Here is a 17,897-nt window from a genome sequence, read left to right as displayed (position 1 = left end):
GAGGCGGGGGTCCGTGGCCAGCGGTCTTGCCCAAAGGGAGAACGTGTTCTAGTTTTGTGACGTGAAGACCGATCTGGGCCTGGCCGGTGCCGTAGTGCTGGTCACCGGCGGCGTCCGCGGCGTGGGCCGGGGCATCGCCGACGTGTTCCTCGCCCACGGCGCCCGCGTCGTCGTCTGCGCGCGCCACGAAGCACCCACCCGCGCGGAGTTCGTCCCCTGCGACGTCCGCGACGAAACCCAGGTCGCCGCCCTGATCGACGGGATCGTCACCCAGCACGGCCGCCTCGACGTCGTCGTCAACAACGCGGGCGGTGCCCCCTTCGCCCCCGCCGCGGAAGCGTCGCGGCGGCTGCACGAGAAAGTCGTGCAGCTCAACCTGCTCGCGCCGCTGCTGGTCTCCCAACACGGCAACGCCGTCATGCAACGACAGGACGACGGTGGCTCGATCGTGATGATCTCCAGCGTCAGCGGGACGCGCGCGTCGCCGGGAACCGCGGCCTACGGTGCCGCGAAAGCCGGGCTCGACAACCTCACCGCCAGCCTCGCCGTCGAGTGGGCGCCCAAAGTCCGGGTCAACGCCCTCGACGTCGGCATGGTGCGCACCGAGCAAGCCCACCTGCACTACGGCAGCGAAGCGGCGATCGAAGCCGTCGGCAAGACCGTGCCGCTCGGCCGGCTCGCCGAGCCCGAAGAAGTCGGGGCGTGCGCCGCGTTCCTCGCCTCGGGTCTGGCTTCCTACGTTTCGGGCGCGACCCTGCGCGTGCACGGCGGCGGTGAGGTTCCGGCCTTTCTCGCCGCGGCCGACGTCAACCACCAGGAGGATGCGTGAGCGGGTTGTGCCGGGACCGGGTGGTCGTGGTGACCGGAGCCGGACGCGGGATCGGGCGGGCGCACGCGCTCGCCTTCGCCGCCGAGGGTGCGCTGGTCGTGGTCAACGACGTGGACGGGGACGCCACCGCCGGAGTCGTCGCCGAGATCGAGGCGCTCGGCGGGAAAGCCGTCGCGAACACCTCCGACGTCGCCGACTGGGCCGGGGCGCGCGAGCTGATCGGCACGGCGCTGGCGAACTTCGGCCGCCTCGACGTCCTGGTCAACAACGCGGGCTTCCTCCGGGACCGGATGCTGGTCAACCTCGCCGAAGACGAGTGGGACGCCGTCATCCGCGTGCACCTCAAGGGGCATTTCGCACCATTGCGGCACGCCGCGGAACACTGGCGCGCCGAAGCCAAAGCCGGGCGGACACCGAGCGCGCGGGTGATCAACACCAGCTCGGGCGCCGGGCTGCTGGGCAGCGTGGGCCAGGGCAACTACTCGGCGGCGAAGGCGGGCATCGCGGGGTTGACCGTCGTGGCGGCGGCCGAACTCGCTCGCTACGGCGTGACCGTGAACGCCATCGCCCCGGCCGCGCGGACCCGGATGACCGAGGGCGTGTTCGCGTCGATGGCGCGCCCGGACGAGGGGTTCGACGCGATGGCGCCGGAAAACGTGTCGCCGCTGGTCGTGTGGCTCGGCAGCGCGGAGTCCGCGCACGTCACCGGCCGCGTCTTCGAGGTCGAGGGCGGCAAGGTCTCCCTGGCGCAGAGCTGGCGGCACGGTCCGGTCGTGGACAAGGGAAAGCGGTGGGACCCCGCCGAACTCGGGCCCGTCGTCGCCGGCCTGCTCGAGCGCGCGCCCGAGCCCGAACCCGTGTACGGAGCGAGCTGATGGGGATCCTGACCAAACGCGACGCGCACGTCGAGGTCGTCACCGTCGACTTCCCGCCGGTCAACGCGCTGCCCGTGCAAGGCTGGTTCGACCTGGCCGACGCGATCACCGCGGCGGGCCGTGACCCGGACGTCCACGTCGTCGTGCTGCGCGCGGAAGGGCGCGGCTTCAACGCCGGCGTCGACATCAAGGAGATCCAGCGCAGCGAGGGCTACGACGCGCTGGTCGGCGCGAACCGCGGCTGTTACGCCGCTTTCGGCGCCGTCTACGACTGTGAAGTGCCGGTGGTCGCCGCCGTGCACGGCTTCTGCCTCGGCGGCGGCATCGGGCTGGTCGGCAACGCGGACGTGATCATCGCCTCGGACGATGCCACGTTCGGCGTTCCCGAGGTGGAACGCGGCGCGCTCGGCGCGGCGACGCACTTGGCCCGGTTGGTGCCGCAGCACTTGATGCGCACGTTGTACTTCACCGCGCGGAAGATCACCGCCGCCGAGCTGCACGCGCACGGCTCGGTCTACCAGGTCGTGCCGCGCGCGGAGCTGGACGACGCGGCGATGGCCGTCGCCAGGGACATCGCGAAGAAGGACCCGCGGGTGATCCGGGCGGCGAAGGAGGCCCTGAACGGCATCGACACCCAGCAGGTGCACCGCAGCTACCGCTTCGAGCAGGGCTTCACCTTCGAGCTCAACCTGCTCGGCGCGTCCGACGAGGCCCGCGAGGAGTTCTTGAATGGCCGATAAGCGCACGACCGCCGACGACGTCGCCGCGGAGCTGGCCGACGGCATGACGATCGGGATCGGCGGCTGGGGCTCCCGGCGCAAGCCGATGGCGCTGGTCCGGGCGATTCTCCGCACCCCGGTGAAGGACCTCACCGTCGTCTCCTACGGCGGGCCCGACGTCGGCCTGCTGTGCGCGGCGGGCAAGGTCAAGCGCGTCGTGTTCGGGTTCGTCACGCTGGACTCGATCCCGTACGACCCGTGGTTCGGCCGCGCCCGCGAGACCAGCGCCATCGACGTCACCGAGTACGACGAAGGCATGTTCGGGGCGGCGCTTTCCGCGGCGGCGCAACGGCTTCCGTTCCTCCCGATGCGTGCCGGGCTCGGCTCGGAGGTCATGCGCGCCAACCCGGGCCTGCGCACGGTGCGTTCGCCGTACGACGACGGCGAGGAGCTGGTCGCGGTGCCCGCGCAACGCCTCGACGTCGCGCTGGTGCACCTCAACCGCGCCGACGCCCGCGGCAACGCCCAGTACCTCGGCCCGGACCCGTACTTCGACGATCTCTTCTGCCTGGCCGCGGAGAAGCGGTTCGTGTCGGTGGAGAAGGTCGTCGACACCGCCGAACTGACGGCGGGCGGACCGGTGCAGTCGCTGCTGCTCAACCGAGGCAGCGTCGACGGCGTCGTCGAGGCGCCGCGCGGCGCCCACTTCACGACGGCGGTGCCGGACTACGGCCGCGACGAGCGGTTCCAGCGGCACTACGCGGCCTGCGCCAAGGACCTCGACGCGTGGCCCGGGTTCGCGGACCGGTTCCTGTCGGGTGACGAGCGCACCTATCTGTCCGAAGTGGACAAGTTCGAGGCGGAGGCGGCATGAGCGCGACCCGGGCCGAGATCGCCGTCGTGGCGGTGGCCGAGCTGTTCCGCGGCGACGGTGAGATCGTGGCGAGCCCGATGGGTCTGGTCCCGCAGCTGGGCGCCAAGCTCGCGCGGCTGACGTTCGAGCCGGACCTGCTCATGTCCGACGGCGAGGCGTACCTCGTCACCACCGACGGCGTCGTCGAAGGCTGGCAGCCGTTCCGGAAGATGCTGGACACGATCGTCCCGCACGGACGGCGGCACGTCGTCATGGGCGCCAACCAGATCGACCGCTTCGGCAACCAGAACATCTCCGCCATCGGCGACCACGCCCGGCCGAAGAAGCAGCTCCTCGGCGTGCGCGGCGCGCCGGGCAACACGGCCAACCACCGCACCAGCTACTGGGTGCCGCGGCACAGCACGCGGGTCTTCGTGGACAGCGTCGACGTCGTTTCCGGCGTGGGTTACGACAACGCGGCCAAGGTGGGGCTGAAGTTCCACGACGTGCACCGGGTCGTCACGAATCTCGGCGTGTTCGACTTCACCACCCCCGACCACTCGATGCGCGCGGTCTCGCTGCACCCCGGCGTCACCCGGGACGAGGTCGCGGCGGCCACCACGTTCGAGATCGACTTCGGGAGCGCCGAAACCAGCCGCGAGCCCACGGAAGAGGAGCTACGGCTCATCCGGGAAGTCCTGGACCCGAAGGCGTTGCGCGACAAGGAAGTCCCGGCGTGAAGACCGCGCTGACGGAACTCGCGGACATCGAGCACCCGGTCGTGCAGACCGGGATGGGCTGGGTCGCCGGACCCCGGCTCGTGTCGGCGACGGCCGAAGCGGGCGGCCTGGGCATCCTCGCCTCGGCCACCATGACCTTCCCCGAACTCGAAGCCGCGATTGCCGAGGTCAAGAAGCGGACGGACCAGCCGTTCGGGGTCAACCTGCGTGCCGACGCCGCCGACGCCGGTGACCGGGTCGACCTGCTGATCCGCGAAGGCGTGAAGGTGGCGTCGTTCGCGCTCGCGCCTCGCAAGGAGATGATCGCGAAACTCCGGGACCACGACATCGTCGTGATCCCGTCGGTCGGCGCCGCGCGGCACGCCGAGAAGGTCGCCGCCTGGGGTGCCGACGCCGTCATCGTCCAGGGCGGTGAAGGCGGCGGGCACACCGGGGGAGTGGCGACGACGCTGCTGCTGCCCTCGGTGCTCGACGCCGTCGACATCCCGGTCGTCGCCGCGGGCGGGTTCTTCGACGGCCGCGGCCTCGCCGCCGCGCTGGCCTACGGCGCGGCGGGCGTCGCCATGGGCACCCGGTTCCTGCTCAGCAAGGAGAGCACCGTCCCCGACGAGGTCAAGCGCCTCTACCTCGAGCAGGGGCTCACCGGGACGGTCGTCACCCGGCGCGTCGACGGCCTGCCGCACCGGGTGCTGCGCACCGAGCTGGTCGACAAGCTGGAACGCACCGGCCGCGTCCGCGGGCTCGCGCAGGCCGCGCGCAACGCGCTGCGCTTCCGGAATATCACCGGACTGTCCCCGGTTGCGATGGTGCGAGAAGGCTTCGCGATGAAGCACGGCAACGATCTCACGTGGAGCCAGCTGGTCATGGCGGCCAACACCCCCATGCTGTTGCGGGCGGGACTGGTCGAGGGCCGGACGGACGCGGGAGTGCTAGCGTCGGGACAGGTGGTGGGCATGATCCACGACCTGCCCACGGTGGCCGAGATCGTCGAGGGCACGGTGGCCGAGGCAGGTGAGATCCTGAGGCGCCTCGGCCGGGGAACGGGAGGATGAGCGTGGCGCTCAAGGTCGGTTACAAGGCGTCGGCGGAGCAGTTCGGGCCGCGGGACCTGGTCGAATACGCGGTGCGGGCCGAAGAGGTCGGCCTCGACTCGGTCATGGTGTCCGACCACTTCCTGCCCTGGCGGCACGAGGGTGGCCACGCGCCGTTCGCCCTGGCCTGGATGCCCGCCGTCGCCGAGCGCACGAAGCGCGTCCAGATCGGCACGAGCGTGCTGACCCCGACGTTCCGCTACAACCCGGCCGTGATCGCGCAGGCGTTCGCGACGATGTCGCTGTTGTCGAACGGCCGCGTGATCCTGGGCGTCGGCACCGGCGAGGCGTTGAACGAGATCGCCGTCTCGGGCCGTGAGTGGCCGGAGTTCAAGGAGCGCTTCGCCCGGCTGCGCGAGTCGATCAAGCTGATCCGCGAGCTGTGGACCAGCGACAACGTGAACTTCGACGGCGAGTACTTCAAGCTGGTCGACGCCAAGATCTACGACCGCCCCGAGCAGCCGGTCCCGGTGTACGTCGCCGCGGGCGGCCCGGTGGTCGCCAAGTACGCCGGCCGCTCCGGCGACGGCTTCATCTGCACCTCGGGCAAGGGCATGGACCTCTACACCGAGAAGCTGATGCCCGCGGTCAAGGAGGGCGCGGAGGCGGCGTCGCGGGACGCCGAGGGCATCGACCGGATGATCGAGATCAAGATGTCCTACGACCGCGACCACGAGAAGGCGCTGGAGAACACCCGGTTCTGGGCGCCGCTGTCGCTGACGCCGGAGCAGAAGCACAGCGTGACCTCGGCCGAGGAGATGGAGCGGCTGGCCGACGAGCTGCCGATCGAGCAGGTCGCCAAGCGCTGGATCGTGGCGTCCGACCCGGACGAGGCCGTGGCCCAGATCAAGCCGTACCTCGACGCGGGCCTCAACCACCTCGTCTTCCACGGCCCGGGCCACGACCAGGAGCGCTTCCTGACGCAGTTCTCCGAGGACGTCCTCCCGAAGCTGCGCGCCCTCGCCTGACCGCGGCGCAAGTTGTCGTGAGTGTTTAGGGCGGTTCTAACCGCCCTAAACACTCACGACAGGCGTTCGATGATCGTCACGTTGGCGGTGCCGCCGCCTTCGCACATCGTCTGCAGGCCGTACCGACCCTCGCGGCGCTCCAGCTCGTGCAGGAGCGTCGCCAGGAGCTTCGTGCCCGTCGCGCCGATCGGGTGGCCCAGCGCGATCCCGCCTCCGTTGACGTTCACGCGCGCCGGGTCCGCGCCCGTTTCGTCCAGCCACGCCAGCACCACGCTCGCGAACGCCTCGTTCACCTCGAACAGGTCGATGTCCTCGACCGTGAGCCCGGCGCGGCGCAACGCGTGCGCGGTCGCCGGGATCGGGCCGGTCAGCATCCAGACCGGGTCCGCCGCCCGCACCGACAGGTGGTGGATGCGGGCCCGCGGCTTCAGTCCGTGTTCCTCGACGAACGCCGCGGACGCCAGGAGTGCCGCGCTCGCGCCGTCGGAGATCTGGCTCGCCACCGCCGCCGTCAGGCGGGAGCCTTCGCTCAACGGCTTCAGGCCGCGCATCCGCTCCAGCGTCGTGTCCCGGCGCGGGCCTTCGTCGTGCCGGAAGTCGTCCACCGGAACGATCTCGGCGTCGAACCGGCCGGAGTCGATCGCGGCCAGGGCCCGCCGGTGGCTGCCCAGCGCGTACTCCTCCATCGCCTCGCGGCTGATGTCCCAGTGCGCCGCGATCATGTCGGCACTGCGGAACTGCGAGACCTCGACGCTGCCGTAGCGCTCCTGCCAGCCCTTCGAGCCGGAGAACGGGTCCTCGAAGCCGTACTCGCGCCCGGCCAGCATCGCCGCGCTGATCGGGATGCGGCTCATGTTCTGCACGCCCCCGGCCAGCACCAGGTCCTGCGTGCCGGACATGACGGCCTGCGCGGCGAAGTGCACGGCCTGCTGGCTCGACCCACACTGCCGGTCGACCGTCACCCCCGGCACGTGGTCGCCGAACCCGGCCGCCAGCCACGCCGTGCGCGCGATGTTGCCCGATTGCGGGCCGAGGGTGTCGGTGCAGCCCAGGATGACGTCGTCGACGAGGTCCGGGTCGACGCCGGTGCGCTCGACGACCGCCTTGATGACGTGCGCGCCGAGGTCGGCGGAGTGCCAGCCGGACAGGGCGCCGCCGCGGCGGCCGACGGGCGTGCGGACCGCGTCGAGGAGGAAGGCTTCGGGCACGGGAACGCTCCTAGGGGTGCTGGCTGCTGACGGAGACGACTTCGCCGGTCAGGTAGCTCGCGTAGTCGCTGGCGAGGAAGACCATGACGTTGGCGACCTCCCACGGCTCGGCCGCGCGGCCGAACGCCTCCCGTTTCGTGAGGTCTTCGAGGAGTTCGTCGCTGGTCACCTTGGCGAGGAACGGGTGCATGGCGAGGCTGGGCGCGACGGCGTTCACGCGGACGCCGTGCTCGGCCGCGTCCAGCGCGGAACACCGGGTCAGCGCCATCACCCCGGCCTTGGCCGCGGCGTAGTGCGCCTGACCGGCCTGGGCGCGCCAGCCGATCACCGAGGCGTTGTTGACGATCGCCCCGCCACCGCCCTGGGCGACGAACTGCCGCAGGGCCGCGCGCGTGCACCGGAAGGTACCGGTGAGGGTGATGTCGAGGACGCGGGACCATTCGTCGTCGGTCATGTCGAGCACGGACTTCGTGCCGCCGAGCCCGGCGTTGTTGACCATCACATCGAGACGGCCGAAGTGGTCGACCGCGCCGTCGACGAGGGCCTGGACCTGGTCTTCGGCGGTGACGTCGCAGGGGATGGCGTGCACCTTGCCGAGTTCGGCCAGTTCGGCGGCCTTCTCGCCGAGACGGCGTTCGTGCCAGTCGCTCACCACGACGCTCGCGCCTTCTTCGAGGCAGCGGCGGGCGACGGCCGAGCCGATGCCGGTGCCCGCGGCGGCGGTGACCACGACGACCTTGCCCGCGAGCAGCTCGTGGCCGGGTGGGTACTGGGGGATCACGGTCGCGCCTCCCGGGGCAGGCCGAGCACACGCTCGGCGATGATGTTCCGTTCGATTTCGTCCGAACCGCCGTAGATCGTGTCCGCGCGGGTGAACAGGTAGAGCCGCTGCGCGTCGTCCAGCTCGGGGCCGTCGGCGACCAGGGACCGCGAGCCGCGCGCCCGCACGGCCAGTTCCCCGAGTCCGCGGTGCCACTGCGCCCACAGCAGCTTGCCGACGGCGACTTCCGGGCCCGCGGCCTGGCCGAGCGTGCGCAACGCGTGCGCGCGCAGGACGCGCAACCCGAGGCGGGCGCGGGTGAGGTCGGCACGCAGGAGCGGGTCGTCGTAGGTGCCCAGGCGCTTCGCGTCGGCGACGATGTCGTCCAGCTCGCGGCGGAAGCCGATCTGCTGGCCCAGCGTCGAGACCCCGCGTTCGAAGCCGAGGGTGGCCATCGCGATCCGCCAGCCGTCGCCGGGTTCGCCGACGACCAGGTCCGCGTCGGTGCGGGCGTCGTCGAAGAACACCTCGTTGAACTCCGACGTGCCGGTCAGCTGCCGGATCGGCCGCACGGTGACGCCCTCCTGGCGCAGCGGCACCAGGAGGTAGGACAGCCCGTGGTGGCGCCGCGACCCCGGTTCGGTGCGGGCCACGACGAAGCACCAGTCGGCCACGTGGGCCAGTGACGTCCAGATCTTCTGGCCGTTGATGACCCATTCGTCGCCCCGGAGGGTTCCGGATGTGGAGACGGCGGCGAGGTCGGAGCCCGCCCCGGGTTCGGAGTAGCCCTGGCACCACAGCTCTTCGACGGCGACGATCTTCGGCAGGAACCGGGCCTGCTGCTCGGGCGTGCCGAACGCGATGAGCGTCGGGCCGAGCAGCTGCTCGCCGATGTGGTTGACCCGGGCCGGCGCGCCCGAGGCGGCGTATTCCTCGTGGAAGGCGACCTGCTCGTCGAGCGACAGCCCGCGCCCGCCGAATTCACGCGGCCAGCCGACGCACGTCCAGCCCGCCGCGGCCAGGTGGCGTTCCCAGGCCAGGCGCAGCTCGAACGCCTCGTGCTCGCGGCCCGGCCCGCCCAGCCCGCGCAGCGCGGCGAACTCGCCGGTCAGGTTGTCCGCGAGCCAGCCCGCGACCTCGCGGCGGAATCGCGTCGGTTCCACGCACGCCTCCTTGCTGCCGGGCCGGTCCGGCACCTAGGGTAATGAGAACACGTTCTAGTTTGTCGGTCCAGAGGAGGGTGCGGTGGGACAGACCACGATCCCGGCCGTCGTCCGGGAGGCTGCCGCGAAGTTCGGCGCCGCCGAGGCCTTGGTCGACGGCGACGTCCGGCTCGGGTTCGGCGATCTTCTGGAACGTGTTCAGGCGGTCGCCCGCGCGTTCGCCGCGCGTGGGGTGGAGCCGGGGGACCGGGTCGCGGTGAACCTCCCCAACACCCACCACTGGGTCCTGGCCGCCCTCGGCGCGCTCTACGGGGGTGCGACGCTCGTGCCGGTCAACACCCGGTTCACCGCCGCCGAGACCGTCGACCTGCTGGTCCGCAGCCGCGCGAAGGCCCTGGTCGTCGCCGCCGACTTCCTCGGCACCGACCGCCACGCCGCCATCGTCGCGACCGGCGCGGACCTGCCGGACCTCGGCACCGTCGTGCGCGTGCCGCTGGAACAGCCGCACCGGCCCGTGCCGGGGACGCTGGGCTGGGACGAGTTCCTCGCCGAGCAGGCCCCGCTGGCGGAGGTCGAAGCCCGCGCGGACGCGGTGAAGCCGGACGACGTCAGCGACATCCTGTTCACCTCGGGCACGTCCGGCCGGGCCAAGGGCGTGCTGTCGGCGCATCGCCAGGTGGTCGGCGTCGCGACGGCGTGGGCCGAGTGCGGCCGGGTCACCGACGGCGACCGGTACCTGGTGATCAACCCGTTCTTCCACAGCTTCGGCTACAAGGCCGGGATCGTCGTCGGGCTGCTGACCGGCGCGACGATCGTCCCGCAGGCCGTGTTCGACCTGCCGACGACGATGGCGCTGATCGAACGGGAGCGGATCTCGGTCCTGCCCGGCGCGCCGACGATCTTCCAGTCCCTGCTGCACGAACGGGATCACGGAGACCTCTCGTCGCTGCGGCTGGCGGTCACCGGGGCGGCGCCGGTGGCGGCGTCGCTCGTGCGCCGGATGCGCGCGGAAATCGGCTTCGAGATCGTCCTCACCGCTTACGGCCTGACCGAAGCCGTGGTAGTGACGATGTGCCGCCCGGGGGACGACGCGGAGCTCGTGGCCGGTACTTCGGGCCGGGCGACCGCCGGGTTCGAGGTGGCGATCCAGGGGTCGCCCGGCGAGATCGTGGTGCGCGGGCCGAACGTGATGCTCGGCTACCTCGACGACCCGGAAGCCACCGCCAAGGCGATCGACGAGGACGGCTGGCTGCACACCGGCGACGTCGGCGAGCTGGACGACGGCGGCTACCTCACCATCACCGGCCGGCTCAAGGACATGTACATCTGCGGCGGCTTCAACGTCTACCCGGCCGAGGTCGAGCACGCGCTGACCGAGCTGGCCGGCGTCCGCGACGTCGCCGTCATCGGCGTCCCCGACGACCGGCTCGGCGAGGTCGGCAAGGCGTTCGTCGTCGGCACCGGGCTGACCGAGGACGCCGTGCTCGCGTTCTGCCGCGAGCGGCTGGCCAACTACAAGACCCCGCGGTTCGTCGCGTTCGTGGACGAGCTGCCCCGCAACGCTTCCGGCAAGGTGCTGAAGCGGCTGCTCAGTGAGGAGACGGCATGAGTGAACCGGTGGTCCGCTACGAGCGGCGCGGACCGGTCGCGGTGGTCACCATGAACCGGCCGGACTACCGCAACGCCCAGAACTCGGCGATGACCTACGCCCTCGACGACGCCTTCGCCCGCGCCGTCGACGACGCCGAGGTCAAGGTGATCGTGCTGGCGGGCGAGGGCAAGCACTTCTCCGCCGGGCACGACATCGGCAGCCCGGGCCGCGACGCCGACGTCACCTTCGACCGCCGCGCGGTGCTGTGGTGGGACCACACCGACCGGGTGGGCGGCGACCAGCGGTTCGCCCGCGAGTCCGAGGTGTACCTGGGCATGTGCCGCCGGTGGCGGGAGATCCCGAAGCCGATGATCGCGAGCGTCCAGGGCGCGTGCATCGCGGGCGGGCTGATGCTGGCCTGGGTGTGCGACCTGATCGTCGCCGCCGACGACGCGTTCTTCGCCGATCCGGTGGTGCGCATGGGAATTCCGGGGGTCGAGTACTTCGCGCACCCGTGGGTGCTCGGGCCGCGCGCGGCCAAGGAGGTCTTGTTCACCGGCGAGCGCTTCACCGTGCAGCAGGCCAAGGAATGGGGCATGGTCACCCGGATCGTGCCGCGCGCGGAGCTGGAGCAGCGCACGCTCGAACTCGCGGAGAAGATCGGCGCGATGCCGCAGTTCGGGCTGGCGCTGGCGAAGAAAGCCGTCAACCAGGCCGAAGACCTGATGGGCCTGCGGTCCGGAATGGACTCCGTGTTCGGGCTCCACCACCTGGCGCACGCGCACAACGCGGAGACGTCGGAAGACTCACTGGGCGGCCAGTCCGCGCGCTCGATGCGCGACGCGAACAAGGGGGCCTGATGGACCTCGACATCGACGAGGCGTCCGCGGCCTTCCGCGACGAGGCCCGCGAATGGCTGGCCTCGCACGTGCGGGCGTTGCCGTCGATGGACACGGCCGAGGGCTTCGCGGCGCACCGCGAGTGGGAGGCCGAGCTGGCCGACGCGCGGTGGTCGGTCGTGTCGTGGCCGCGCGAGTACCACGGCCGGGACGCCTCGATGCTGCAGTGGCTGCTGTTCGAGGAGGAGTACTACGCGGCGGGCGCGCCCGGGCGGGTGAGCCAGAACGGCATCTTCATGCTCGGCCCGACGCTCTTCGCCCACGGCACCCAGGAACAGCGCGACCGGATCCTGCCCGCGATGGCGACCGGTGAGCAGGTGTGGGCGCAGGCGTGGTCGGAACCCGAAGCGGGCAGCGACATCGCGGCGTTGCGCAGCACGGCGGTGCGCACGGACGGCGGCTGGCTGCTGTCGGGGCAGAAGACGTGGAGTTCCCGCGCGGCCTTCGCCGATCGCGCGTTCGGCCTGTTCCGGACCGACCCTTCGGCCCAGCGGCACCACGGATTGACGTACTTCATGGCCGACCTGCGCGCGGAGGGCGTGACGGTCCGGCCGATCCCGCAGCTCGACGGCGAACCGGGGTTCGCGGAGATCTTCTTCGACGACGTGTTCGTGCCCGACGAGGACGTGATCGGGGAGGTCGGGCAGGGCTGGCGCGTCGCGATGACGACGGCGAACAACGAGCGCGGGCTTTCGTTGCGCAGTCCCGGACGGTTCCTCGCCGCGGCCGATCGCCTGGTCGGCCTCTGGCGGTCGCACGGCGCCGACGAGTCCACAAGGGACAGAGTGGCCGACGCCTGGATCGGCGCGCGGGCTTACCAGCTCTACACCTTCGGCACGGTGAGCCGCCTGGCCGAGGGCGGCGAGCTGGGCCCGGAGTCGAGCGTCAACAAGCTCTTCTGGTCCCACCTCGACGTCGAACTGCACGAGACCGCGCTCGACGTCCTCGGCCCGGCGGCGGAGACCGACGAGGCGTGGGTGAACGGCTACCTGTTCTCGCTCGCCGGGCCGATCTACGGCGGCACCGACCAGATCCAGCGGAACACGATCGCCGAGCGGCTGCTGAAGCTCCCGAGGGAGGCCCGTCGATGAAGTTCCAGCTCTCGCCGGAGCAACGGCAGTTCTCCGCCACGCTGCACGAGCTGCTGGGCGGTGCGGACACCGCGGCCGCTGCCCGGGCCTGGGCGGTGGGGCAGCACGACCGCGGGCTCAAGCTCTGGCGCGCCCTCGCCGACCTCGGCGTCTTCGCGCTGCTCGTGGACGAGGAACTTGGCGCCGGTCCCGTCGACCTGGTGGTCGCCTTCGAGGCGCTGGGCTACCACGCCGTCCCGGGCCCGCTCGTCGAGTCGGCGGCGGTCGCCCCGGCGCTGCTGACCGGCGACCGGCGCGCCGCCCTCGCCGAAGGTGACCTCGTGGCCACCGTCGTCGCGCCGCCGGAAGTCCCCCTCGCCCTGGACGCCGACGTCGCCGCAGTGGTCCTGGACCTGACCGGCGCGGACGTCACGACCGCGGACCCCGAACCGGTCCGCTCGATCGACCCGGCCCGGCGGCTGTTCCGCGTCCCCGGCACCCCGGTCGCCGACGCGGCCGCGTTCGACATGGGTGTCCTGGCCGTGGCCGCCCAGCTGCTCGGCGCGGGGCAATGGCTCCTCGACGCGTCGGTCGCCTACGCGAAGCAGCGCAGCCAGTACGGCCGCGCGATCGGCGAGTACCAGGCGATCAAGCACCTCCTCGCCGACGTCGCGACGCGGCTCGAGCTGGCCCGGCCGCTGCTGTACGGCGCGGCCGTCGCCGGGGAAACCATCACCCGCGATGTCTCGGCGGCGAAGGTCATGGCCGGGGACGCGGCGTACCTCGCCGCGCGGACCGCGTTGCAGGTGCACGGCGCCATCGGCTACACCGCCGAGCACGACCTCGGACTCCGGCTGACGAAGGTGCGGGCCCTGGTCGGGGCCTGGGGCACCGGGGCGTTCCACCGGGCGCGGGTGCTGCGATGACCGACCCGATGGAGACCGAGGAAGCCCAAGCCCTGCGCGAAGCCGTGCGGGCGTTGCTGACCCGGCGGTCGGGGCCGGAAGCGGTGCGGGCCGCGATGGACTCGCCGCTGGGGTACGACGACAAGCTGTGGTCGACGTTGTGCGAACAGATCGGCGTCGCCGCCCTCGCCATCCCGGAGCACTACGGCGGCGCAGGCGCGGGGCTCGCCGAAGCGTGCGTCGTCCTGCAGGAACTCGGCCGCACGCTGACGCCCGCACCGATGCTGGGCTCAGCGGTGCTGTGCGGCGAAGCGCTGCTCCGCACCGGCAACGACGAAGCCTGCGAACGGCTGTTGCCGGGCATCGCGGCGGGCACGAGCATCGCCGCCCTGGCCTGGTCCGGAGTGGACGGACAGTGGACACCGGCGCTGACCGCGTCGGACACCGGGCTCGACGGCCGCGCGCACTACGTCCTCGACGGCGACCTCGCGGACGTCCTGCTCGCGGTGGCCCGCACGGCCGACGGCGTCGGCCTGTTCGAAGTACCGGTCGACGCGGTCCGCCGCTACCGGGTCACCAGCCTGGACCCGACCCGGCGGCTGGCGGTGGTGGAGTTCGCGTCGGTCCCGGCGCGACGGCTCGACACCGAGGGCTACGAGCGGCCGCTGCGCCGCCTGCGGGACACGGCGGTGACGGCGGTCGCGGCCGAACAGGTCGGCGCCGCGGCCCGCGCGCTGGAACTGACGGTGGAGTACACGAAGCAGCGCCACCAGTTCGGCCGTCCGATCGGCTCGTTCCAGGCGCTGAAGCACCGCATGGCCGACGTGCACGTCCTGGTCGAAGCCGCCCGGTCCGCGTTGTACGCGGCCATTGTGGACGGTGATGCCGAAGCGGTCACGACGGCGGAAGTCGTGTGCGGTGAGGCGTTCTCGCACGCGGCGGCGGAGATGGTCCAGCTGCACGGCGGCATCGCGATCACCTGGGAGCACGACGCGCACCTGTACTTCAAACGCGCCCACGGGACCGCCCTCCTCTTCGGCGATCCCGTGGCCGCGTCCGGCGGCTAGGACAGGTGGTGGACCTCCTGCAGCCCGTACACGGGCGTCGGGATGCCTTCCGCGCGGGCCTTGAGCTGCAGGGCCAGGTAGAGCGAATAGTGCCGGGACTGGTGCAGGTTCCCGCCGTGGAACCACAGCCCTTCCTGCCGGGTCGGCTTCCACATGTTCCGCTGCTCGCCCTCCCACGGGCCCGGGTCCTTCGTCGTGTCCGAGCCGAGGCCCCACACCTTGCCGACCTTGTCCGCGACCTCCTGGCTGATCAGGTCGGCGGCCCAGCCGTTCATCGAGCCGTAGCCCGTCGCGTAGACGACCAGGTCGGCCTCCAGCTCCGTGCCGTCGTCGAGGACCACCGACGTCTCGGTCAGCTCGGTGACCTGGCCGTGCGCGAGCTTCACGTCGCCGTTGGCCACCAGGTCCGCCGCGCCGACGTCGATGTAGTAGCCCGAGCCGCGGCGCAGGTACTTCATGAACAGGCCCGAGTCGTCGTCGCCCCAGTCGTGGCGGAAGCCCGCCGCTTCGAGGCGGTCGTAGAACTCCTGGTCGCGTTCCTTGATCGCCGCGTACACCGGCTGCTGGAAGGTGTGCATGATCCGGTAGGGGAGGGAGGCGAACGTGAGGTCCGCCTTCTGCGTCGTCATCCCGGCGGCGAGGGCGCGCTCGGAGTAGAGGTCGCCGAGGCCGAGGTCCATCAGGGAGTCGGACTTGACGATGTGCGTCGAGCTGCGCTGGACCATGGTGACGTCGGCGCCGGTCTCCCAGAGCGCGCCGCAGATGTCGAACGCCGAGTTGTTCGACCCGATGACGACGGCCTTCTTGCCGCGGTAGGCGTCCGGGCCGGGGTGCTGGGAGCTGTGGTGCTGGTCGCCGCGGAAGCGGTCCTGGCCGGGCAGCACCGGGATGTTCGGCTTCCCCGACATGCCGGTCGCGAGCACCAGCTGCTTCGGCTTGAGCACGACTTCTTCGCCGTCGCGGTCGAGGACGACGGTCCACTCCTTGGCTTCCTCGTCGTAGGAGGCCTTCTTGCAGGTCGTCGACGACCAGTAGTTCACCTCCATGACCTTCGTGTACATCTCCAGCCAGTCGGCGATCTTGTCCTTGGGCGCGAACACCGGCCAGTTGCGCGGGAAGTCCAGGTAGGGCAGGTGGTCGTACCAGACCGGGTCGTGCAGGCACAGCGACTTGTAGCGGCCGCGCCACTGGTCGCCCGGCCGCGCGTACCGGTCGACGACCACGTGCGGCACGCCGAGTTGGCGCAGCCGCGCGCCGAGCGCGATGCCGCCCTGCCCGCCGCCGATGACGACGACGTACGGCTGCCGCGTCGTGCCCAGTTCTTCCGCTTCCGCCCGCCGCGCCTCGGCCCAGGTAACGCGGTCGGGGCGCACGCCGTGCTCGGCGCCCATCGGCCGGGCCGTGCCGAGCGGCTCTTCGTGGCCCTTCAGCTCGTGCAGGGTGGTCAGCAGCGTGAACGCGCCTTCGTCGGTGAGCCGCAGGTGGCCGCGGCCCCGGCCCACGGCCGTCTCGAAGGCGATCCACGCCTCGACGACGCCGTCGCTCTCGGTCGGCTCCTCGGTGGCGTGGAACCCGCTCGCGTCGGTGCTGTCCATCGTGGCCAGCAGCAGATCCTTGACGCCGTCGCGGTTTTCGACCGTCTTGAGGTTCCAGGTGAACGCGACGAGGTCCCGCCAGAACGACGTCGTGGCGAAGAGGGCGGCGGCCCGGTCGGCGTCGCGGGCCGCGAGCGCGGCCTCGAAGTCGGCGAGCCAGCCGTCGACGCGCTGCCGGGCACCGACGGCCGCGGCCGGTTCGAGGGTCTGGGTCATGAGCGGACCTCCCCGTCTCGGGCACCGTCATCGTCGGCGGCGCGTTGAGCGCAGCTTCCGCCACCGGCTACGGCCCGCGTAAGGGTTGCCTCAAGGTTGCATCAGCACGACGTCGACGCCGGGCGCGATCCGGTACGGGCGGGCGAGCAGCAGCCCGCCGACCAGCTTGCGCAGCCGCGACAGCTCGGCGCGCACGGTCACCAGGTGCGTGCGGTCGCCGTAGAGCGTCTCCGACAGCTGCGCGGCCGACACGCCCGCCGGCCCGGCGGTGGCGATGAGCCGCAGCAGGTCCGCCTGCCGCCTGCCGAGCGGGTGCGTCCACCGCACCGAGCCTTCGACGATCGCGCGCGGCGGGTCGGTTTCGAGGATGAGCCGCAGGTTTTCGCGGCGGCTCGGGCGCAGCAGCCAGCCGCCGGGCACCGGCTCGGGCTCGCACGCGCCGACGCCGCGCACCGCCACCGGGACACCCTGGCGCGGCGCGGCCACCCGGTCGATCCCGGTGACCCCGCTCTGGGCGGCGACCCAGCCGTGGTCGTCGACGACGAGCCCGGCCCCGACGCCGGAAAGGAGCGACCCGGAGATCTGCCGCAGCGCCTCCAGCCGGGTTTCGTGCCGCTGCCACAGGACGGCTTCGGCGAGCCGCACCGACGTCCCGACCAGGGCGACGGTCATCGGGTGGACGGTCTCGGCCGGGCCGCTGACGTCGACGATCCCGAGCAGCTCACCCGAGCGCGGGTCGTGCACGGGGTAGGCGGTGCAGGTCCAGGTGTGGTGGGACCGCACGAAGTGCTCGGCCGCGAACATCTGCACCGGCGCCGCCTCGGCGAGCGCGGTGCCGATCGCGTTGCTGCCGATCGCCGGCTCCGACCAGGTGGCGCCTTCGGTGAAGCCGAGCGAGTCGGCGCGGTGGCGGACCCGGCGCGCGCCTTCGCGCCACAACACGACGCCGTCCGCGTCGGTGACCACCATCAGGTGCAGCGCGTCCTCGGCCACCGACGTCAGCGCGCCCCGGAGTTCGGGGAGGACTTCGCGGAGGCGGCAGGTGGTCCGCCGCCGTTCGACCTCGGCGACGCCGACCGGGTCGGGCGCGGGCGGCCGGTCGGGGTCGACGCCCTGCGCGGCGACGCGCCGCCACGAGCGTTCGACCAGCAGCCGGGGCGCGGACGCGGGCGGCCGCCCGGCGAGGACGGCGTCGTGGATGCCCGCGAGCAGCCGGGCGTGCCCGGCGACGTCCGTGCCGGGCCGGACCGCGCAGACTCCTTCGTCCACCGCCACCTCCTGGGCCGTGGCTTCACGGTAACCCGGCGGACCGGGGTCCCGGCAACCTTCGCGAACCGCCCGGGTGGTG

At 72.0% G+C, this 17,897-nt stretch carries 17 protein-coding genes; 12 read left to right on the top strand and 5 right to left on the bottom strand.

The window, feature by feature from the left end:
* Positions 1 to 61 precede the first annotated feature (61 nt).
* Genes QP939_RS44030 through fgd form a run of 7 tightly spaced genes read left to right on the top strand, consistent with a single transcriptional unit; the run spans position 62 to position 6,075 of the window.
* Positions 62 to 829, top strand: coding sequence for an SDR family oxidoreductase (locus QP939_RS44030; protein WP_285452773.1), 768 nt, complete (start codon positions 62 to 64; stop codon positions 827 to 829).
* Positions 826 to 1,704: an SDR family oxidoreductase gene (locus tag QP939_RS44025; RefSeq protein ID WP_285452772.1), complete on the top strand. Its 879-nt coding sequence runs from the start codon at positions 826 to 828 to the stop codon at positions 1,702 to 1,704. The genes QP939_RS44030 and QP939_RS44025 overlap by 4 nt, the downstream gene beginning before the upstream one ends.
* Positions 1,704 to 2,444, top strand: coding sequence for an enoyl-CoA hydratase family protein (locus QP939_RS44020; RefSeq protein WP_285452771.1), 741 nt, complete (start codon positions 1,704 to 1,706; stop codon positions 2,442 to 2,444). Before QP939_RS44025 ends, QP939_RS44020 begins: the two co-directional genes overlap by 1 nt.
* The gene (locus tag QP939_RS44015; RefSeq protein WP_285452770.1) at positions 2,434 to 3,297 is read left to right on the top strand and encodes a CoA transferase subunit A; all 864 of its coding nucleotides are present in this window, start codon (positions 2,434 to 2,436) and stop codon (positions 3,295 to 3,297) included. The genes QP939_RS44020 and QP939_RS44015 overlap by 11 nt, the downstream gene beginning before the upstream one ends.
* Positions 3,294 to 4,016, top strand: a complete 723-nt coding sequence (locus QP939_RS44010) for a CoA-transferase subunit beta (RefSeq protein WP_285452769.1) — start codon at positions 3,294 to 3,296, stop codon at positions 4,014 to 4,016. Before QP939_RS44015 ends, QP939_RS44010 begins: the two co-directional genes overlap by 4 nt.
* On the top strand, positions 4,013 to 5,068 hold the full coding sequence (locus tag QP939_RS44005) for an NAD(P)H-dependent flavin oxidoreductase (protein ID WP_285452768.1): 1,056 nt from the start codon (positions 4,013 to 4,015) through the stop codon (positions 5,066 to 5,068). Before QP939_RS44010 ends, QP939_RS44005 begins: the two co-directional genes overlap by 4 nt.
* Positions 5,069 to 5,070: 2 nt before the next feature.
* Positions 5,071 to 6,075, top strand: a complete 1,005-nt coding sequence (gene fgd, locus QP939_RS44000) for a glucose-6-phosphate dehydrogenase (coenzyme-F420) (RefSeq protein ID WP_285459984.1) — start codon at positions 5,071 to 5,073, stop codon at positions 6,073 to 6,075.
* Between the two features lie 53 nt (positions 6,076 to 6,128).
* Here the strand turns inward: fgd and QP939_RS43995 are convergent, their stop codons facing one another.
* The 3 genes from QP939_RS43995 to QP939_RS43985 are packed head-to-tail and all read right to left on the bottom strand — an operon-like array spanning position 6,129 to position 9,206.
* Positions 6,129 to 7,283: an acetyl-CoA C-acetyltransferase gene (locus QP939_RS43995; protein WP_285452767.1), complete on the bottom strand. Its 1,155-nt coding sequence runs from the start codon at positions 7,281 to 7,283 to the stop codon at positions 6,129 to 6,131.
* 10 nt (positions 7,284 to 7,293) lie between these two features.
* A complete protein-coding gene (locus QP939_RS43990) occupies positions 7,294 to 8,064 on the bottom strand; it encodes an SDR family oxidoreductase (RefSeq protein ID WP_285452766.1) in 771 nt (256 codons plus the stop codon).
* Positions 8,061 to 9,206 (bottom strand): acyl-CoA dehydrogenase family protein, encoded by a 1,146-nt coding sequence (locus tag QP939_RS43985; protein ID WP_285452765.1) that lies wholly within the window; start codon positions 9,204 to 9,206, stop codon positions 8,061 to 8,063. The genes QP939_RS43990 and QP939_RS43985 overlap by 4 nt, the downstream gene beginning before the upstream one ends.
* 82 nt (positions 9,207 to 9,288) lie before the next feature.
* On the opposite strand from QP939_RS43985, the gene QP939_RS43980 reads away from it, so the two are divergent.
* The 5 genes from QP939_RS43980 to QP939_RS43960 are packed head-to-tail and all read left to right on the top strand — an operon-like array spanning position 9,289 to position 14,738.
* Positions 9,289 to 10,815: a FadD3 family acyl-CoA ligase gene (locus QP939_RS43980; protein ID WP_285452764.1), complete on the top strand. Its 1,527-nt coding sequence runs from the start codon at positions 9,289 to 9,291 to the stop codon at positions 10,813 to 10,815.
* Positions 10,812 to 11,657 carry an enoyl-CoA hydratase gene (locus tag QP939_RS43975; protein ID WP_285452763.1) on the top strand — a complete coding sequence of 282 codons (846 nt, stop codon included), beginning with the start codon at positions 10,812 to 10,814 and terminating at the stop codon, positions 11,655 to 11,657. Before QP939_RS43980 ends, QP939_RS43975 begins: the two co-directional genes overlap by 4 nt.
* Positions 11,657 to 12,787 carry an acyl-CoA dehydrogenase family protein gene (locus tag QP939_RS43970; protein ID WP_285452762.1) on the top strand — a complete coding sequence of 377 codons (1,131 nt, stop codon included), beginning with the start codon at positions 11,657 to 11,659 and terminating at the stop codon, positions 12,785 to 12,787. Before QP939_RS43975 ends, QP939_RS43970 begins: the two co-directional genes overlap by 1 nt.
* Positions 12,784 to 13,692 carry an acyl-CoA dehydrogenase family protein gene (locus tag QP939_RS43965; RefSeq protein ID WP_285452761.1) on the top strand — a complete coding sequence of 303 codons (909 nt, stop codon included), beginning with the start codon at positions 12,784 to 12,786 and terminating at the stop codon, positions 13,690 to 13,692. The genes QP939_RS43970 and QP939_RS43965 overlap by 4 nt, the downstream gene beginning before the upstream one ends.
* Positions 13,689 to 14,738: an acyl-CoA dehydrogenase family protein gene (locus tag QP939_RS43960; protein ID WP_285452760.1), complete on the top strand. Its 1,050-nt coding sequence runs from the start codon at positions 13,689 to 13,691 to the stop codon at positions 14,736 to 14,738. The genes QP939_RS43965 and QP939_RS43960 overlap by 4 nt, the downstream gene beginning before the upstream one ends.
* Here the strand turns inward: QP939_RS43960 and QP939_RS43955 are convergent.
* Together QP939_RS43955 and QP939_RS43950 are read right to left on the bottom strand one after the other, a co-directional pair.
* Positions 14,735 to 16,549, bottom strand: coding sequence for a flavin-containing monooxygenase (locus QP939_RS43955; protein ID WP_285452759.1), 1,815 nt, complete (start codon positions 16,547 to 16,549; stop codon positions 14,735 to 14,737). The genes QP939_RS43960 and QP939_RS43955 overlap by 4 nt on opposite strands.
* A 90-nt stretch (positions 16,550 to 16,639) precedes the next feature.
* Positions 16,640 to 17,818 (bottom strand): GAF domain-containing protein, encoded by a 1,179-nt coding sequence (locus QP939_RS43950; protein WP_285452758.1) that lies wholly within the window; start codon positions 17,816 to 17,818, stop codon positions 16,640 to 16,642.
* Between the last annotated feature and the right edge of the window lie 79 nt (positions 17,819 to 17,897).

Source organism: Amycolatopsis nalaikhensis, from assembly GCF_030264295.1.
Lineage (GTDB): Bacteria > Actinomycetota > Actinomycetes > Mycobacteriales > Pseudonocardiaceae > Amycolatopsis > Amycolatopsis nalaikhensis.
The sequence above is the reverse complement of the archived record's forward strand: the minus strand, read 5'-3'. Positions and strand labels throughout refer to the sequence as shown.